Source organism: Domibacillus sp. 8LH (assembly GCF_038806185.1).
GTDB classification, from domain to species: Bacteria; Bacillota; Bacilli; order Bacillales; family Domibacillaceae; genus Domibacillus; species Domibacillus indicus_A.
Window position 1 is genome coordinate 339,151 of sequence record NZ_JAVJNG010000002.1, and the last position, 17,674, is coordinate 356,824.

At 46.5% G+C, this 17,674-nt stretch carries 13 protein-coding genes; 10 read left to right on the forward strand and 3 right to left on the reverse strand.

The genetic code is table 11. The features are described 5' to 3' along the window. The first annotated feature begins 154 nt into the window (after positions 1-154). The 4 genes from RG959_RS05230 (at position 155) to RG959_RS05245 (ending at position 6,963) form a co-directional block, all read left to right on the forward strand. Positions 155-1,546 carry an N-acetylmuramoyl-L-alanine amidase gene (locus RG959_RS05230; RefSeq protein ID WP_342796219.1) on the forward strand — a complete coding sequence of 464 codons (1,392 nt, stop codon included), beginning with the start codon at positions 155-157 and terminating at the stop codon, positions 1,544-1,546. Positions 1,547-1,659: 113 nt separating this feature from the next. Then, entirely contained in the window at positions 1,660-3,582 is a 1,923-nt protein-coding gene (locus RG959_RS05235; RefSeq protein WP_342796220.1) for a S8 family serine peptidase, read from the forward strand. A gap of 307 nt (positions 3,583-3,889) precedes the next feature. After that, entirely contained in the window at positions 3,890-4,903 is a 1,014-nt protein-coding gene (locus RG959_RS05240; protein ID WP_342796221.1) for a C40 family peptidase, read from the forward strand. Positions 4,904-5,010: 107 nt separating this feature from the next. Next, positions 5,011-6,963 (forward strand): S-layer homology domain-containing protein, encoded by a 1,953-nt coding sequence (locus RG959_RS05245; protein ID WP_342796222.1) that lies wholly within the window; start codon positions 5,011-5,013, stop codon positions 6,961-6,963. Positions 6,964-7,013: 50 nt separating this feature from the next. Here RG959_RS05245 and RG959_RS05250 read toward each other — a convergent pair whose 3' ends face one another. Continuing rightward, a complete protein-coding gene (locus RG959_RS05250; RefSeq protein WP_255821829.1) occupies positions 7,014-7,136 on the reverse strand; it encodes a hypothetical protein in 123 nt (40 codons plus the stop codon). Positions 7,137-7,334: 198 nt separating this feature from the next. Here RG959_RS05250 and murJ point away from each other — a divergent pair, with 198 nt between their 5' ends. From murJ to RG959_RS05270, 4 genes are all read left to right on the forward strand, one after another. Further along, complete coding sequence (murJ, locus tag RG959_RS05255) at positions 7,335-8,852, forward strand: murein biosynthesis integral membrane protein MurJ (protein ID WP_342796223.1); 1,518 nt, start codon at positions 7,335-7,337, stop codon at positions 8,850-8,852. Beyond that, positions 8,849-10,351, forward strand: a complete 1,503-nt coding sequence (locus RG959_RS05260; RefSeq protein WP_342796224.1) for a hypothetical protein — start codon at positions 8,849-8,851, stop codon at positions 10,349-10,351. Before murJ ends, RG959_RS05260 begins: the two co-directional genes overlap by 4 nt. A 51-nt stretch (positions 10,352-10,402) precedes the next feature. Next, positions 10,403-11,818 (forward strand): NADP-dependent phosphogluconate dehydrogenase, encoded by a 1,416-nt coding sequence (gndA, locus tag RG959_RS05265; RefSeq protein WP_315694073.1) that lies wholly within the window; start codon positions 10,403-10,405, stop codon positions 11,816-11,818. 254 nt (positions 11,819-12,072) lie between these two features. Then, on the forward strand, positions 12,073-13,002 hold the full coding sequence (locus tag RG959_RS05270; protein WP_342796225.1) for a nuclease-related domain-containing protein: 930 nt from the start codon (positions 12,073-12,075) through the stop codon (positions 13,000-13,002). A 142-nt stretch (positions 13,003-13,144) separates the two neighbouring features. Here RG959_RS05270 and RG959_RS05275 read toward each other — a convergent pair whose 3' ends face one another. Beyond that, complete coding sequence (locus RG959_RS05275) at positions 13,145-14,311, reverse strand: glycosyltransferase family 4 protein (protein ID WP_342796226.1); 1,167 nt, start codon at positions 14,309-14,311, stop codon at positions 13,145-13,147. A 2-nt stretch (positions 14,312-14,313) separates the two neighbouring features. Next, positions 14,314-15,435, reverse strand: a complete 1,122-nt coding sequence (gene csaB, locus RG959_RS05280) for a polysaccharide pyruvyl transferase CsaB (protein ID WP_342796227.1) — start codon at positions 15,433-15,435, stop codon at positions 14,314-14,316. Positions 15,436-15,668: 233 nt separating this feature from the next. Here csaB and RG959_RS05285 point away from each other — a divergent pair, with 233 nt between their 5' ends. Together RG959_RS05285 and RG959_RS05290 are read left to right on the forward strand one after the other, a co-directional pair. After that, positions 15,669-16,388 (forward strand): WecB/TagA/CpsF family glycosyltransferase, encoded by a 720-nt coding sequence (locus tag RG959_RS05285; RefSeq protein ID WP_342796228.1) that lies wholly within the window; start codon positions 15,669-15,671, stop codon positions 16,386-16,388. 3 nt (positions 16,389-16,391) lie between these two features. Continuing rightward, positions 16,392-17,663, forward strand: coding sequence for a nucleotide sugar dehydrogenase (locus RG959_RS05290; RefSeq protein WP_342796229.1), 1,272 nt, complete (start codon positions 16,392-16,394; stop codon positions 17,661-17,663). Positions 17,664-17,674 lie beyond the last annotated feature (11 nt).

The following is a 17,674-nucleotide window of genomic DNA, read 5'->3' on the forward strand; positions in this document are numbered from 1 at the left end:
TTCTTCAATGTAACAACTATTACAAAAAAAATACATTTTTAGGGTGAAACTAATAAAATAGCGATTCGTCACGAAATATTAAAAAAGAGATGTTTTTAGATTATATTTTCTGTGCTAGACTTAGGTGGTAAATTTTAAGAAAGGAGGCAAAAAGGTGAAGAAACGGTTTTTCTTTGTCGTATTAGCGTTTATTTTGACGGTTCCTTTGTTTAATTTTGGACAGAATGCCAGCGCAGCAGGCTTCGTTGATGTTCCATACCGGGCGTCAAAAGAAGTCAATTATCTGGCGGAAGGGGGAATTGCCAACGGGTCGTCTGCAACAACTTTTGATTCAGAAAAAACGGTCACACGAGCCGAAGCAGCTGCTTTTATCGGGCGGGCACTTCAGCTTAATGGCACAAAACGTGAAACAAAATTTGTTGATGTCGGTTCAGGCAATTTCGCGTCAGGTTACATTCAGTCAGCTGTAGAAAAAGGCATTCTGTCAGGTTATGACGGGGGACGGTTTTTACCATATAAACAAGTAACACGCGGTGAAATGGCGGTTATGCTTTCGAAAGCATTCGGTTATTCATTCGGCGGTACTTTATCCGGTGCGGCAAAAGCCTTGATGTCCCGTGGTATTGCAAATGGAATGGCAGACGGTTCGTTTGGTGCATCTTATGAAATTAAACGGGTGGACTTTGCAGTATTTCTTGCACGGGCCATTGCCCCAACTTTCCGTACTGTTCAAACAGACGAATTTAAAACAACGATGTGGACAAACACGGGCGATCTTAATGTTCGTTCAGGCCCATCAACAGCATACGCATCAGTCGGAAAACTGGCGAAAGATGCACGTGTATCAGCAGCTCATTCAGTCGGAAACTGGACGTACGTCCGCTCCGGCACCATTGTGGGTTTTGTAAACTCTTATTACTTGCGCAGCACAGAAACAACAAGTGCTACGACAGCCGACCCGCGTCTGGCTGAACAAACCATTATTTTAGATCCGGGCCATGGCGGCAGTGATCCTGGTGCAATTGGATTTGGCCTGCATGAAGCAGACGTAGTGCTTACAACAGGCTTGAAAGTAAACAACCTGCTTAAAGACACACCATTTAATGTGAAAATGACGCGTTCGACAGATACATTTATTACACTGGCGAACCGTGCCGCATTTGCAAGCAAAAATAATGGCGACATTTTCGTCAGCATTCATGCCAATGCCGCTTCTGCAAGCGCATCTGGTACAGAAACCTTTTACTCGGCTGCATCAAACAGCGAGAACGCAGCAGACAGCAAGCTGCTTGCGACAAAAATCCAAAGCCGTATGATCGCTGCGTGGAATTTAAACAACCGCGGCGTGAAAACAGCGAGCTATTATGTGTTGAAAAATAACACAGTGCCAGCTGCGTTGCTTGAGCTTGGTTTTATTACAAACAAAACCGACAACGACAAACTGAAGTCAGATTACTGGCTGAATGTGATGTCTAAAGCAATCTATAACGGTATTTTGGACTATTACAAAGCAAAAGGTTACAATGTAACGTCGCTTTATAAGTAATAAAATAGGCCAATATATAAATAGAATATTCGATACACGCCGTGTACAATAAAGAGGGGATCCCAAACAGGGCCTCTCTTTTTATTTTAGTTTTGAAGAAAGAGGTGACCAGCATGAAGGCTATAAAAATACCTGCTCTGGTTTTTGCAGCTTTATTTTTATTTTTTCACACACCATCCTCGCCTAAAGCGGCGGTCCAGGACGGCAGGCAGGCCGTTATCATGTTTAAAAGCCAGGTAGACAAAGAGCTTTTGGAACAATTCTCCGAATCGGTTGACTACATATTTCAAGAAATCCCGGCCGCATCGATTACGATAAGCGAGGCGCAAAGAAAAGCACTCCAAATGTCACCGGAGGTTGAATCGGTTTCTTATGATATGCCGGTTCAGTCGTCTGCACAAACGATTTCGTACGGTTACGAAAAAGTGGGGATGAAAAATCTGGTGCCTTCTACACTGAAAGGAGCCGGTGTAAAAATTGGCGTACTGGATTCAGGTATTGATACACGGCATCCGGATTTGCAGAAAAGAGTGGTCGGCGGTACATGTACGATGACGATCGTTGATCCCGCCGGATGTCCGGATTCTTACAATGACAATGCCGGGCACGGCACACATGTAGCGGGTATCATTGCAGCTAATAACAACACATTCGGCACACTCGGGGTGGCCCCGGCGGCGAGCTTGTATGCCATTAAGGTGCTCGATGAATACGGCGAAGGATCAACCAGCACATTGATCGCCGGAGTAGAATGGGCGATTAAGCAGAAGCTGAATATTTTAAATATCAGTATTACCTCGCCTATTTATGAACCGGCGATGGAAGAAGTGATGCAAAAAGCATATGATGCCGGCATTTTAGTTGTAGGGGCAGCCGGAAATACCGGGCCGCCTGTTTCAGGAAATGATTCATCGGTAGAATATCCAGCGAAGTTTGACAGTGTCATTGCGGTATCATCGATTGATGAGTATGACAAAATAGACAGCCAGTCTTCACTTGGTAAAGAAATTGAACTAACTGCACCAGGCGTAAAGATTTACAGCACGTATCCGGATTCAGACTACACCACATCAAGCGGTACCTCTATGGCAGCTCCGTACGTATCCGGCATGGCTGCTCTTTACAAAGAAAAGTATCCTGAAATGACAAACAAACAGCTTCGCGCCCTGCTGCAGAAAAACGCGAGGGATTTAGGAGCAGCCGGCCGTGACCGTTATTTCGGCTTCGGTCTTGTACAGGCGGATAAAAATCCAATCAATCACGGTATTGAACTTCCTTACACAACAGACAGTAAAGGGAAGCTGACTGTTGATACGAGTGACCTTGCTGCCCGTTTCGGTACGTATAACGTATACCGCGGTGATCAGCTAGTCGGCAAAAACAAAACGGCAGCAGAGTGGACAGACTACGCTTCAGCAGGCACAGTCAGCTACTATTTCCATCCGGTTGTAAACGGAGTGGAAGATGAAACATCGTTTACAACATTAAAAGCAACGATTGCGTCTCCACAAATTAAAGATTTGCTTTCTTCTAAATGGTATGACCGTTACGTAACATACTTGAACCACGAGGGCATTATGACAGGCTTTACGGACGGCACTATTAAGCCGGAATCCAATATTACACGCGGGGAAGCAGCGATTTTAATCGGGAAATCACTCGGTTTAAACGGCACCCAGCGTGCGACATCGTTTAAAGATGTAACGGCAAATGTCAGCTCATCCGGCTACATTCAAAGCTTAGCAGACGCGGGTGTTACAACGGGCTTTGGAGATGGATCTTTCCGTCCAGGCCAGCTGGTTACGCGGGCTGAAATGGCCATCTTCATTTCAAAAGCCTATCAGATCAACCCGGCTTCAACGAGTACGTTAAAAGATATTACGGCAAGCATTACCGGCTATCAATATATTAACGGGGTAGCGGCAGCAGGCATTGCCGGCGGTTATGAAGACGGTACATTCCGTCCGCATACCCATATGAACCGTGCGCAGTTTGCGACATTTTTAGCACGTGCAATCAACAGCGAATTACGATAAGCGAAACAGCATCTGTCATTTAATGACGGATGCTGTTTTTTTATTTTGCTGAATTTTCAGTTTTATTTCATAAACATGTCAATGTTACACGATCATAAAAAGAACAAAATAAATACAGGATAAATAACGTCCATTCTCCTATTTTATGGTCAAAAAGCAACAAAAACCCCGTACTAGCAATGTCATGAAATGATATTTGAATGTAATAGAAACGTAACCTATTTTTGGGTTTAAATTTGCTACAATAGCTTCAGTGAGAAAAAACACGAGAGAGAAATGATAGAAAGAGAAAAACTGGAGGTTTGAAGTGAACAGGTGTAAAAAAGCAATAACGGCTTTACTTGCCGCGGTCATGCTTTTGACTCTTTCACCGCTGACATCGTTTAAAACGGAAGCGGCGTCTGTTGGAGAATCGATCGTGGCTTATGGTAAAAAGTTTATGGGTGTCCCTTACGTCTTTGGTGGAACAACACCAAGTGGATTTGATTGTTCCGGCTTTACTCAATATATTTATCGAAATGCAGCAAATATTTCACTGCCAAGAACGGCAGAACAGCAATACAACGTTGGCACAGCAGTTTCAAAAAGCGATTTGCAGGTAGGCGATCTTGTATTCTTCAAAAATACTTATAAAGCAGGGATTTCACACGTAGGTGTGTATGCCGGCGGCAATATGGTATTGAATGCAACATCAAGTCAAGGAATTGCGCTTGTTTCTCTTAGCAACACATATTGGGGACCAAGATATGCCGGCGCGAAACGCGTCGTAAAAGAACCAGTTGTTCCATCTTGGTTTACAGATGTACCAACAACAGATACAACATACACAGCGATCAAAACGCTGACAGATAAAGAAGTCATCAACGGCTTTGAAGATTACACATTCCGCCCGGACGCAAAAGTAACACGCGGACAGGCAGCGGCGATTATGAACCGCGTACTTGGCTTGAAGCCAGAGGTCATGAGCCACTTTACAGATGTACCGAAAACATATCGTTTCGCTTATGATATTGCCGCGATTCGTGAAGCAGGCATTATCACTGGATTCGACGATAAAACGTTCCGTCCAGAAGCGGAGATGACAAGAAACGAAATGGCCGCTATTATCCAGCGCGCATTCGACTTGCAAATGTCACAAACGGCAGCTGCAAGTGTTAGATATTCGGATATTCGTGCAGATCACTGGGCGTACGAAGGCATTGTAACAATGGCTTCAATCGATAAAACGGGCCTTTTCGAAGGCGATAAGTTCTACGGAACACATCTTGCAACACGCGAAGCGTTTACGGTTGCAATCTATAATGCAACAAACGCTCAATAAGAAAGCAAATCAACAGCCCCGGACCCTTACGCCGGGGCTGTTTTCTATATATATAGAAAGATAGGCAATAAAAGGCCACCAACTATTGAAGGGAGTTTCAATCTAGGATGAAAAAAGCAGTTTCAATTGTGATGGCACTTGTATTACTATTCCCACTTCTGCCATTCCTAAACAGTAAAGTGCAGGCTGCAGATGATGTAACCGGCATTACCCTTGAAAAAGAAATCCGCGCGGTCATTGCCGCTGGCGTGATGAGCGGATATGAAGATGGTACATACAAGCCTGCAAACAGCGTAACACGTGAAGAGTTTGCCACATTTTTAGCCCGTGCCCTCGAATTGCCGGCTGGACCAGCTACTTTTAATGACGTTTCGCCATCTGCAAAGCTGGCTCCTTACATTTATGCTGCAGCAGCGGCTGGCGTTGTCAATGGAGGGTCGAACGGCAACTTCTCTCCGAAGATGACGATTACCCGTAAAGACATGGCGCTGATGATCAGCAATGCCCTCGATTATTTGAAAAAAGAAGCGGTATATGTGCAGCCTAATTTTACCGACATCGATAACTTAAGCTCCGCACACCGGATTGCAATCGGTAAAAGCGTCAACCTTGGCATTATTTCCGGTTATGGAGACGGCCGCTTTGGCCCGGAAGATAACGCACGCCGTGACCAGGCCGCTGCGTTTATTTACCGCCTGCTTGACGGGGATCTGCCAGAGCCGCCTGCAAAAGATTATCAAACAGCGAATATTGACAGCAGCGGAACGATCACGCGCGCTCCGATGCCATACGAATCATTTGATCTCGCTAAACAGGCGATGACCAAAAGCGGTTCTGAGCTTGTCCTAAAAGATGGGAAAATTATTTACATGAAGAACTATGCAGGTCTTGTTTTCGCCAAGCCTGCAAGCAATGCGACAACGGTTTCCCTGTATACAGACCCAGCACTCACAAACGCTAAAACGTATGTGACCGCATCGGCGATCGGAAGCAGCGGGATTTCCACTGAGCTGCAATATATTACGTCAACCGATTCCTATGTAAAAGTGTATCTTGGCGGAGAATATTATTATATGAAGCAGGCAGATGCCCGCCTTGTGCCATATGAAGGTGCGAAGGGGAGAGGCTATTACGCTGTTTCTGGCGGTACGCTCGTTCATAACATTTATAATATAGACACAAACAAAACCGTTTCTTATACGGCCGGGCCGGCGCCTTCTTTTATGCAGGCAGGTTCAAAGTATTACAGCTGGGACGGCATTTCGTTTTATAATGCCGGCGGAAAGTCGGTTGGACGAGCTTATCAATACTTCCAGTTCTTATCCGGCCGCTCTACAACGAGCTACACGGCCGCACAGCTGGACAGCTATATTAAACAAGCGCTCGCGGAGCGTCAGGCTACCGGCCTTGCAAAATACGAGAATGCCACAACGAAAAGCAAGCTGATTGGCCTTGGCACGATCGCGAAAAAGATAGAAAGCCAGTATCACGTAAATGCGCTTTTAATTGTCAGCATGGCGATTCATGAAAGTGACTACGGAATGAGTGACAAAGCACAGCTTTTAAACAATCTTTTCGGTATTGCGGTGTATGATTCTGATCCGAGCGGCGGAAAAGCGTTCCAGACGGTAGAAGAAGGCGTTGTCCACCTTGTTGACGCCTACTTTAAAGGTACAGCCGGTGACTGGCGCGGCGGCTACTTTACGCCAAATGACTGGCGTGCATACGGCACAGCACCAGGCAACAAATCGAATGGTGTAAACGTCAAGTATGCGTCCGATCCATACTGGGGGGCGAAGCTGGCAGGACATATGTACAACGTTGACAAAGAAATGGGCGGCAAAGACTTTGGCCGTTACACTCTCGCTTTTACAAACAAAGCGGGCGTTCACATACGTGTCAGCGCGGGCGGAAGTGCCGTATACACTTATAACTTAACGAGAATGCCTGTTACGATTACGCAGACAGGCGATTGGATGCAGGTAATCTCCGACGTTCCAACTCGTACATTTGGATACCTTCAGCGAAGCGAAGTAAATATACTGCCGATTGCAAAATAAAAAAAGCCCGCTCAGGCCATTGTCTGAAGCGGGCTTTCCTTATCAATCCGTTATTGAGAAGGGGGCATCCAGTAAGATTCAATTCCAGTAAAGGAATCCGTCAAGTGATGGGCCACCTCTTTGTCTGCGTCTCCATGCGCTAAAAATCCGTATAAGAAAGTGATCATTTTCATCTAGAAAACTCCTTTCGAAATAAGATGTATAAAGAATGTATCTTAAATATAAAGCATGAATAAAGAACAATCTCACTTTTTGTTAGTTTATCTTACACAGTTTCTTTCTGGGACGTTTTGGCAGATTGTCGCGCAAAAGAAAGAAATGGGGTAAAATAAACGGGGAAATTTAATAGAAAACTGGGGTGTACGACGACTATGTCTTTGAAAAAAACAGCGCTGTGGCTTGCCCTTTTTGCGCTTATTGTCAAGCTGTCCGGATTTGTACGCGAAAGTATTATGGCGTACAAATTCGGTGTCAGCAGCCAAACCGATGGTTACTTGCTTGCATTCTCTTTTATTACACTGGCGATTGCGATGATTGCCGGAGGGTTTAACAATGTGTTCCTGCCGATGTATGTGAAAAACAGGCAGGCCAATCCAGAACGCACGGACCGGACGGCGAGTGCTATTATGAATGTTACGTTTCTTCTATTTATATTGATCTCTATTCTGGGCTATTTGTTTGCGCCCTGGTTCGTGCCGCTTATTTATGGAAACATGACCGAAGCAACGGCAGAAACAGCTATTTCGATCACGCGGTTTTTCTTTGTATTTATGTCTTTTATCGCGTTAACGAGTATTTTAGATTCCTATTTACAGGGCCGGCGTATTTTTGTTCCATCACAGGTGGCAAAGCTGCTGCAGACCGTCTTTGGAGTTTCATTCGCACTTCTCTTTGCCGATCAGTGGGGCATTGCCAGTCTTGCATACGGCTTTATGGCCGGAACCATTTTGGGTATTTTCGTTCAATTTTATTATTTGTTTAAAACTGATTATCGGTGGAAGCCGGTACTGTCCGGAGACAAAGAATTTCAGCATTCCTTTCTTGTGCTGCTGGCACCGGCCATTCTCAGCTCGGTTGTCGGGCAGATCAACGTATTTGTGAATAAAAGCTTTGCTTCCGGCATAGGGGAAGGCCCGGTTACCTATTTAAACAATGCCCAGCTGCTTTCCTCAATTCCGCATACGATTTATGCCACAACGATTGCGGTGATTATCTTTACGCTGCTGGCTGAACAGATCGATGACCGTCCGCGGTTTCAAAACACGTTTTTCAGCGGCATGCAAATTTCATTGCTCACGCTGGCGCCCATTGCGGCTGGTCTTTGGGTTGTAGGGGAGCCGGTGCTGTCTTTTATTTTTGAACGGGGGAAATTCACCTCAGCAGATACACATCGTACATACGTGGCGCTTGTGTATTATTTGCCGACGATTGTGACGCAGGGGATGCAGTATATTGTCGCCAAAGCGTTGTATGCACAGGGGAAAACAAAAACCGTTTTTCGTATCAGTGTATTTACCATCGCGATTAACGCTCTGCTCAACTGGCTGTTTATCGGACCGTTCGGCTACCCGGGTCTGGCACTGACCACCTCTATTGTGTCTCTTTATTATTTAACAACCTGTACCGTATTTGTATATAAAGATTTTGATAAGTCGGAGCCTGCCCGCCTGATTGGGCTGTTAATTCGAACAGCGGTTGTAACGGCGTTTATGGCTGTGCCGCTTTATTTCGTTCGCCCGTTTATTGAAGATTTGTACTCTCTTTGGCAGCTGGTGATTCTTGTCCCAATCGCTGCTGCCCTTTATGTGGCCGGGCTGTTCCTTTTTTACAAGGAAGGATTCCGGAAGCTGCTTAGCCTGGTGAAACGAAACAAAGGAGCGCTGTCGTGAAAAAAGCGCTGCTTCTTTTGCTGGCTGTGCTCATCATGGCTGGCTGTACAGAAACGAAGGAAGAAGAGCCGGCAGACAGGGCAGAAATCCCGCTCGGCAGCCGGCTGCTCGTATTGGAAGCGGAAGGGCTTCAGCTGGAGCAGGAATTTCAGCCAGAAGGACTTGACTCGCTTTACAAAGACACGGTTTATAAATTGGACGCTCAGTCCGCGAGTATTACCGTCCGGGTGCGCAAGCTGAATAACGGCGACCAGTTTGTAATGACACGGCTGAGCGGGAAAGGGACGATAAAAGCAACAATCTCGATTCCGGGTGCGGACGATTATTATATGATAGACTGGACGAAGGACATGCCGGTGCGTGAGCACAATAAAGTGACCGGTGTCGATCCGACCAAGCCGCCTGTAGGGCTCCTCCGCTACACGAAGAATCATGAGTTTATGAACGAGCTTGTGATGAGCCACTCGTTTACATCAAAAGAACTGACAGAATTGTACGGGAGCGGACGGGAAAGCCGGCTGCATGAGCTGCTTGCCGAAAAAAACACCGTAACCCATTCCAAAGAAGGGGTTCAGTTTGAATTAACATCGGAACGGGACCAAATGGCTGACCAGTGGTTTTTGCTGGCCGACCATCCGCTTTTTGACGAAAGCAGCCATTTAAATGACTGGATTACGTTTCAAAAAGAACACTATAAAGAAGTAAACAACTGGTTTGCAGTAGACGGGCCGATGAAAAAACTGCCCTGGTCTGTTGAACCTTTTACAAAAGACGGATACGGACTTTATTTAGGTACAATGATTGAAAAAGAAGCGATTGACCGTTATTTTAGAGACCAGGACCGTTATTTTTATGATTTAACCGTGCAGTCTGCGGCGAATCTGTGGACGTACCGGACATCACGTAATGACGTCATCTGGAAAACCGAATTTACAAGCACGTGGCTGAAGCAGAAGTATGATATTACCGCGCCCTATGTCGATACCCGCCATAATGAGCTGATCGCACTTTATCTGCACCGGATCGGCAAGGAGCTTGGGGTGCCTGAGCTCGAAGCTGCACTCACGGATTATAGCGATTATTTGCTCAAATTAATCAGTATTGATAACATAGTGCCTGCGGAGAAGGGCTACTACCCGGCTGATTACTATTCGCCGCAGCAGGGTAAACAGTTTATCCATGCTTCGCTCAACCACTCACTCGGCGAAGCCAATATGTTTATCAAAGCGTATAAAGAAACGAAAGAAAAAAAATATTTATTGGCAGCCCGCAATATCCGCCAGGCAGTCGAGTCAACCGGCGAGAAATGGATTCGCCCGAATGGCGACCTTTGGTATCAGATTAACAGAGACGGCACATTCGACGGCGGCGACTATGAATTGCTGACGCTTTACGACCTGCGCCGCCACGAGAAAAATTGGAAACAGTTGGGCGGAAAACCGAGTCCTATTTTGCAGAAATTGATTGAAAGTAAAGAACAGTATTTAAATTCAAAATAACTTTCGCTATAATGCTTAATTAAGGGGAAAAAAGAAAGGATGGATTTCTTTATGACAAAACAGCAAATTGGCGTAATCGGTCTTGCCGTAATGGGTAAAAACCTGGCGCTTAATATCGAAAGCAGAGGCTACTCAGTAGCAGTATTTAACCGTTCTGCAGATAAAACGACCGCTTTCCTTCAGGAAGAAGCACAAGGCAAAAACTTCAAAGGCGCATACAGCGTAGAAGAATTTGTAAACTCACTTGAAAAACCGCGCAAAATTTTGCTCATGGTAAAAGCAGGTGCAGCAACAGATGCAACGATTGATTCTTTGAAGCCATACTTGGACAAAGGCGATATCATCATCGACGGCGGAAACACGTTCTTCCAGGACACTGTACGCCGCAACAAAGAGCTTGCCGGCCTTGGCTTTAACTTTGTCGGCACAGGCGTATCCGGCGGTGAAGAAGGAGCGCTAAAAGGGCCTTCTATCATGCCAGGTGGACAGCGTGAAGCATTTGAGCTAGTTCGTCCAATCTTTGAAGCGATCGCAGCAAAAGTAGACGGTGAAGCATGTACTACATACATCGGTCCAGACGGTGCCGGCCATTATGTAAAAATGGTGCACAACGGCATCGAGTACGGCGATATGCAGCTGATCTCAGAAGCATACTTTATCTTGAAGCATGTAATCGGTTTGTCAACAGAAGAGCTAGCTGACACATTTGCTGAGTGGAACAAAGGCGAGCTTGACAGCTACCTGATTGAAATCACAGCTGACATCTTCACGAAGAAAGATGACGAAACAGGCAAGGCGCTTGTAGACGTGATTTTAGACGCAGCCGGCCAAAAAGGAACAGGCAAATGGACGAGCCAAAACGCGCTTGACCTTGGCGTTCCGCTTCCAATCATCACAGAATCTGTTTTCGCACGCTTTATTTCTGCCCTTAAAGAAGAGCGCGTAGAAGCAAGCAAGCAATTGAGCGGCCCTTCTCCGAAAGAAGTGGATTCAGATCAAAAGAAAGAATTGATCGAAGCAGTCCGCCAGGCGCTTTACATGAGCAAAATCTGCTCATACGCACAAGGCTTTGCACAAATGAAAGCTGCATCAGAAGAGTACGACTGGAACCTTCGCTACGGCGACATCGCGATGATTTTCCGCGGCGGCTGCATCATCCGTGCGCAATTCCTTCAAAAAATCAAAGAAGCATTCGACCGCAACGCAGAGCTTCCAAACCTGCTGCTGGACGAATACTTCAAAGATATCGTTCAAAATTACCAAACGTCGCTTCGTAAAGTTGTATCTCTTGCGATCGAAACCGGTATCCCGGTTCCATCTTTCGCGAGCGCTGTAGCATACTACGACAGCTACCGTACAGAAACACTGCCTGCGAACTTGATTCAAGCGCAGCGTGACTACTTCGGTGCGCATACGTACAAGCGTATTGACAAAGAAGGTACATTCCACACTGAGTGGATGAAATAAGAAGCGACTGTACAGCCAGGGACTCGTCCCTGGCTGTTTTTTTGTGGGTTGGCTCCGCGTGGGCCGGAAAATAAAAATTTGGGCCGGAAAAATACCTGCCAGGGCCGGAAAAAGAGGATTCCGGCCCTGGCCGATGAAAATCCGGCCCAAATGAAAAAATTCCGGTCCAAAGAGACGAACTTTGTAAAGAAATTGTAAATGTGAATCGCATGATCAGAAAACCATGTATGATGAGGAAGAAAGGAGAGAAGGAAATGAAAAAATCGATTTTACATGCAAAGCTAATGGCTCTCGACAATCGCCTGATCCGGCCAAGAAAAGAAGTAAAAGAAGAGCTGGCAAGATGTGAGGCTGGCTTAGAAGGGGAAAGAAAATTGCTGTATTACTTATCTGAAATCGAAGGCTCTGCAAGAGTTCTTCATGATATACGGCTTCCTTTTTCCACTGGCTATACTTATTTTCAAATGGACACCGTCGTGATCACGCAGCAAATGATCTTCATTTTAGACGCCAAGCATTTTAGCGGCCGCCTTGTTTTCGACCGTTTAACGAGGCAGCTGAGAAGAGGAAATGTAACATATGATGACCCCATTACACAGGTACTTCGCCACAAGCGTGGGCTTGAGCAGTGGCTGGATCAGCCAATCCCTATTATGGCTGCGGTCGTTCTAACCCACCCGAATGTCCGTATAGAAATCACTCCTCCGGATGCCTTTGATCATTCCCTTATCCTCTATGCGCAGGAAATCCCTGCAAAAGTCCACGAATTCCTTCAAGATAAACAAACCATTTTAACCAAACTGCAAGTATACAAAATCGCTAGTGAGCTTGAACGGCATCACAAACCTTATGATCCGAATATCATGAAACAATTTCGGATTGAGCCTGGACACCTTCACACCGGCATCCAATGCCCATATTGCCGGTGCTGGTCGGTTGAACGCGTAAAAAGAAGGTGGCTCTGCCGAAAATGCAGCACTTCTTTAAAGAACCCGCATCTCCCGGCTTTGAAAGAATATGTGCGGCTGTTCGGCACAAAAGCGGTGAATAAACAAATCAGAGCCTTTACGGGCATTCAATCAGAATCAGTCGCCAAAAAATTGTTAAGAAAGTGGGCGGTTGAAAAGAAAGGGGACACAAAAGGAAGAGTGTATCATCTGCCGGAAGAATGGAAATGGGAATAAACTATGCAGTCTTGGGCCGGAAAAAAGAAGTTTGGGCCGGAAAATGACTCGCTTAAGCCGGAAAAAGAAAATACCGGCCCTGGCAGACCAAAATCCGGCCCAAATGAAAAAATTCCGGCCCAAACATAAAAAAAGCCTCCCATTAAAGGGAAGCTTTATAAATCGACTCGTATTTCTCGGCAGCTGCCGTATGTGAGTACTCATCTTCAATTTTTTTCCGGGCAGCCGCCGCGTACTGGGCGCCTTTTTCCGGATGATCCAGCAATTCGATCATGGCATCGGATAATTCTTCAACGTTTTTCTCTTCAACTAGGAGTCCATCGACGCCATGGTCCACGATTTCTTTTAATCCGCCGACCGCGCAGGCGATCAATGGTGAGCCGGAGCCCATCGCTTCAAGAGCCGAAATTGAAGTGGCTTCTTCTACGCCAGCCGAGAATACGCTCGGTACAAGCACCACATCAGCCAATGCATAATATTCTTTAATGACACTGTGATCGACAGCACCAAGCAAGTGCACGTTTTTCTCAATGCCGCGCTCTGCGATCAAGCGCTTCATTTCGTCCATCGCTTCACCGGTTCCGGCAAAAATAAGCTGAGCGTTCGGGTATTTCTCCAGTACCGGCGGGAACGAAAGAATCGGATAAATCACACCGTTTTTCTTTGTTAAGCGACGCGGTACGAAGAAAACAGGCGCTGTTGCATCCACGCCGTGTTTCTGGCGGTAAGCCGCTTTGTTCTCGGAATCCGGTTTAAAGTCATCGACATTAATGAAGTTGCGGATCGCCGTTCCATCAATGCCCGCTTCTTTTTTCACGTAATTTTTAATGCGGGTATCTACGGTAATGACCGCGCGTGTTTTCCGGTAGCCTTCGCGCTCCACTTCCATCAGCTTGTCCGCATGCTTCGAGCCCTCTGCGACCGAGCCTTTGGAAATCCCTTCATACGTTAAGTAGCCGTGAACGGTTGTAACGGTCGGTAAGCCTGCATTAATAGAAGCGCGCGTCGCGAATACATCCTGCGCGTTGACAATATCATACTTCGGGCAGTCCGGGCGCTTCAGCATTTCTTCTAAAAAAGCCTGGCGGCGCTCCAGCGTCCATACGTAGCCGGCGCCAAGAGATGCTTTGTTTAAAAGAAATGACGGGCCGCGTGCGATAAAGTCACGCTTCCATTTCGGCACATCGCTGAAAGACAGCGTATCAACCTCATGGCCGCGTGCTTCAAGGCCAACTTTCAATGTCGCCATATGCGTCGACAATCCGCCAAGATGCGGGTAATCATACGAAGTAGCAAGTAAAATTTTCACGTTTATGATCTCCTTTTAGATCCGAACTTTTCTTTTAACAAGTCTAAATTCCGTAACGCTTCGCGGCGAAGCTCTGCCACGTTTGGCGCGATAACCGCCTGTGCCTCTTTTTTATGGTCAAGCAGGTACAGCGCGTTTTCGAGCATTTTTTCCTGGTCAATTTCGCCAAGGGGGAATGAGTAATCCCACATGCCGGAGCGCTTCAGGAAGCTTTCCACTTTTTTATCGTAGCTGAGGCCGAGATGTGGCACGTTTGACAGTGCAGCGAAAATAAGCGCGTGCAAACGCAGGCCGAACGTTAAATCCGAACGGCGGATAAAGTTTAAAAATTCCTCCGGTGAAAAATGAGAGCCAAGCATCATCGTTTTGTCCGCATGCTTCATTTTAGACATGACATCTTCAGAAGCCGGCACATCGTATTTTCCTTCCATCGGCACGAATACGGGTGTAACACCGCGGCGTTCAATCAGTTCATCGAGCACATAAGCCATTTTTTCAATGTAGTCCGGATGGTCAAACCAAGGACGCACCGTGACGGCTACAATTTTCTCGTCACCTTTTAATGGAAGAGTGTTGTACGCAATATCTTCTTCCTTCGATTGAAATGCGAATACGATATCAGCCGTTACAACAGATTCCGGGCGGTTAACGCCTAAAGAATGGAGGTAATCTTTCGAATACTGGTCGCGTACGGTTACAAAGTCCGCCATGTTCGCGAATACCTTCATTAAAATTTTGCCCCATGTTGAGGTAACCGGTCCAATACCCTGGGAGAAAAACATGACTTTTGCCCCGCAGAGTTTAGCCAAAAAGACAATAAGCAAATAATAAGGAAGCGGGCCGAATAAAAACTTCGTCGGATACGAATCCTGAAGCAGACCGCCGCCGCCGGAAATCAGCAGGTCGGCTTTACGGAGCACTTTTACTTTCTCTTTATTGTCATGACGCCAGCCGCGGTAAAAAGACTTTACGTTATGTTCTTTCGCTGTTTTGTCGGGTGACAGAGAAAACACCGTAATATCGGGATTGTCGAGCTCTGTGCGCAGATTATCGACAATCGACTTTAAAATCGCTTCATCGCCTGTGTTGCCAAGGCCGTAGAAGCCGGAAATCACAATTTTCAAAGGTTCTTCCTCCTCGAGAATATATCTTGTAAAATTCTATCACTTGTAACGTGTAGAGTAAAATGTTTCTTGAAGCCATCGAAAATCGACCGAAAAGTCCTAATTCCCTGCCAGAAAAAGAAGGGATGCCCTTTATTCGACAAAAAACCGGTCCATTCAACGGGATGCACCCTTTCCGAAAATCTGCTATACTAAGAAAATTGAAAGCAAACGGAATAGAGGCTGGTAAGAGAATGAAGGAAACATATCTTGGCGTAGATGTCTCGCCTTTAACATATGACCAAATTATCGCATCCCTCAGCGAGCGTATGGAGAAGCAGCAGCAGTCGACGATTATCGCGGTCAATCCGGAAAAAGTGATTGCCGCGAATCAAAACGACCAGGTAAAGCAGCTGATCAATTCGTCCACGTTTCAAATCGCGGACGGCGTCGGCATTCTTCTTGCGTCTAAATTAAAGGGAGGACGCATCACATCGCGTGTAACCGGTGTGGACATGATGGCCCGCCTGCTTCGTTTTGCCGCAGAAGAAGGGCATCCGGTTTATTTTTACGGAGCGAAGGAAGAAGTTGTCACAAAAGCGATCGAAAATATAAAGAAAACAAATCCGGGACTTGTCGTTGCGGGATACACGAACGGCTATGAAAAGAATGAAGAAGCACTGGTGCGCCGCATTCACGAAAGCGGTGCGCGCCTGCTGTTTGTGGCGCTTGGCAGCCCGAAGCAGGAGCTGTGGATTCAGCGCAATATGCCAAACCTGCCGAACGTTCTTGTGTTTCAAGGCGTCGGCGGAAGCTTTGACGTGTTCTCGGGAATGGTCAAGCGTGCACCTGCCGCATTCCGCAGAGCAGGGCTTGAATGGCTGTACCGTCTCGGCTCTGATCCGAAACGAATCAAACGCCAAATGAATTTACCGCGCTTTTTAGTGCGTGTGTTAATAACTAAAGGGAGATAAGTCATGAAAAAATCAATCTGTGTTGTCGGCTTAGGCTACATTGGGCTTCCGACAGCGGTTATGTTTGCGAACCACGGCCATACGGTTTATGGCGTAGATGTAAATGAAAAAGCAGTCAATATGATTAACGAAAAGCAATTGCATATTGAAGAAAACGGCTTGCAGGAGCGTCTGGAAAAAGCGATCGATGCAGGTTTGTTCTCGGCTTCTACAAAGCCGCGCAAAGCAGACGTCTTTATCATTGCCGTACCATCTCCAATTATGCCGGACAAAACGGCGAACCTGGAATACGTACGCGAAGCGACCGCTTCTGTTGTGCCATATCTTGAAAAAGGCAACCTGGTGATTTTGGAATCAACCGTTCCGCCTCGTACGGTGCAGGATGTGATGATACCGGAGCTTGTGAAGTCAGGCCTTGAGATCGGCACAGAATTGTTTGTTTCTCACTCACCGGAACGCGTTATTCCTGGCCGCGTGTTTGAAGAGCTTGTGTCAAATGACCGGATCATCGGCGGCTACACGCCGGAATCGGCCCACCAGACAAAAGAGCTGTACAAATCGTTTGTAAAAGGGCAGATGCACGAAACCGATGCCACAACAGCAGAACTTGTAAAAGTCATGGAAAACACATACCGTGACATTAACATTGCGTTTGCGAACGAGCTGGCAAAACTGGCAGAGACGCTCGGCGTTAACATTTGGGAAGCGATTAAGCTGGCCAACTACCACCCGCGTGTAAACGTGCATGAGCCAGGTCCTGGTGTCGGCGGCCATTGCATCGCGGTTGATCCATGGTTCTTAGTTGAGCTTGCGCCGGAAACCGCTCAAATGATTCACCTTGCGCGTAAGACAAACGACGGCATGCCAGGCTACACAGCTCAAATGACAGCGAGCATTTTGGACGCAAAAGGCATCAAAGATCCGAAAGTAGCCGTATTTGGCCTTGCCTTCAAAGGCAACATTGACGATATGCGTGAAAGCCCGTCAATAGATGTAATTGAAGCAATGCGCGAACGCGGCATCGAGCTGAGCGCATATGATCCGCATATTAAAGAAAACAATATTCCGGAGCAGGTGCAGTCGCAGGAAGAAGCACTGCAGGATGCATCGGCGATCCTAATTCTGACCAACCATAATAAATTTAAAGAGATTTACCCGACAACACTTTCGAATATGAAAAACAAAATCGTCATCGACACGAAAAACTGCATTGACCGCGCGACGTGGGAATCGGCTGGCTTTGACGTGTACGTGCTCGGCGATTCGAAAAACTAAAGGGAGAGTTC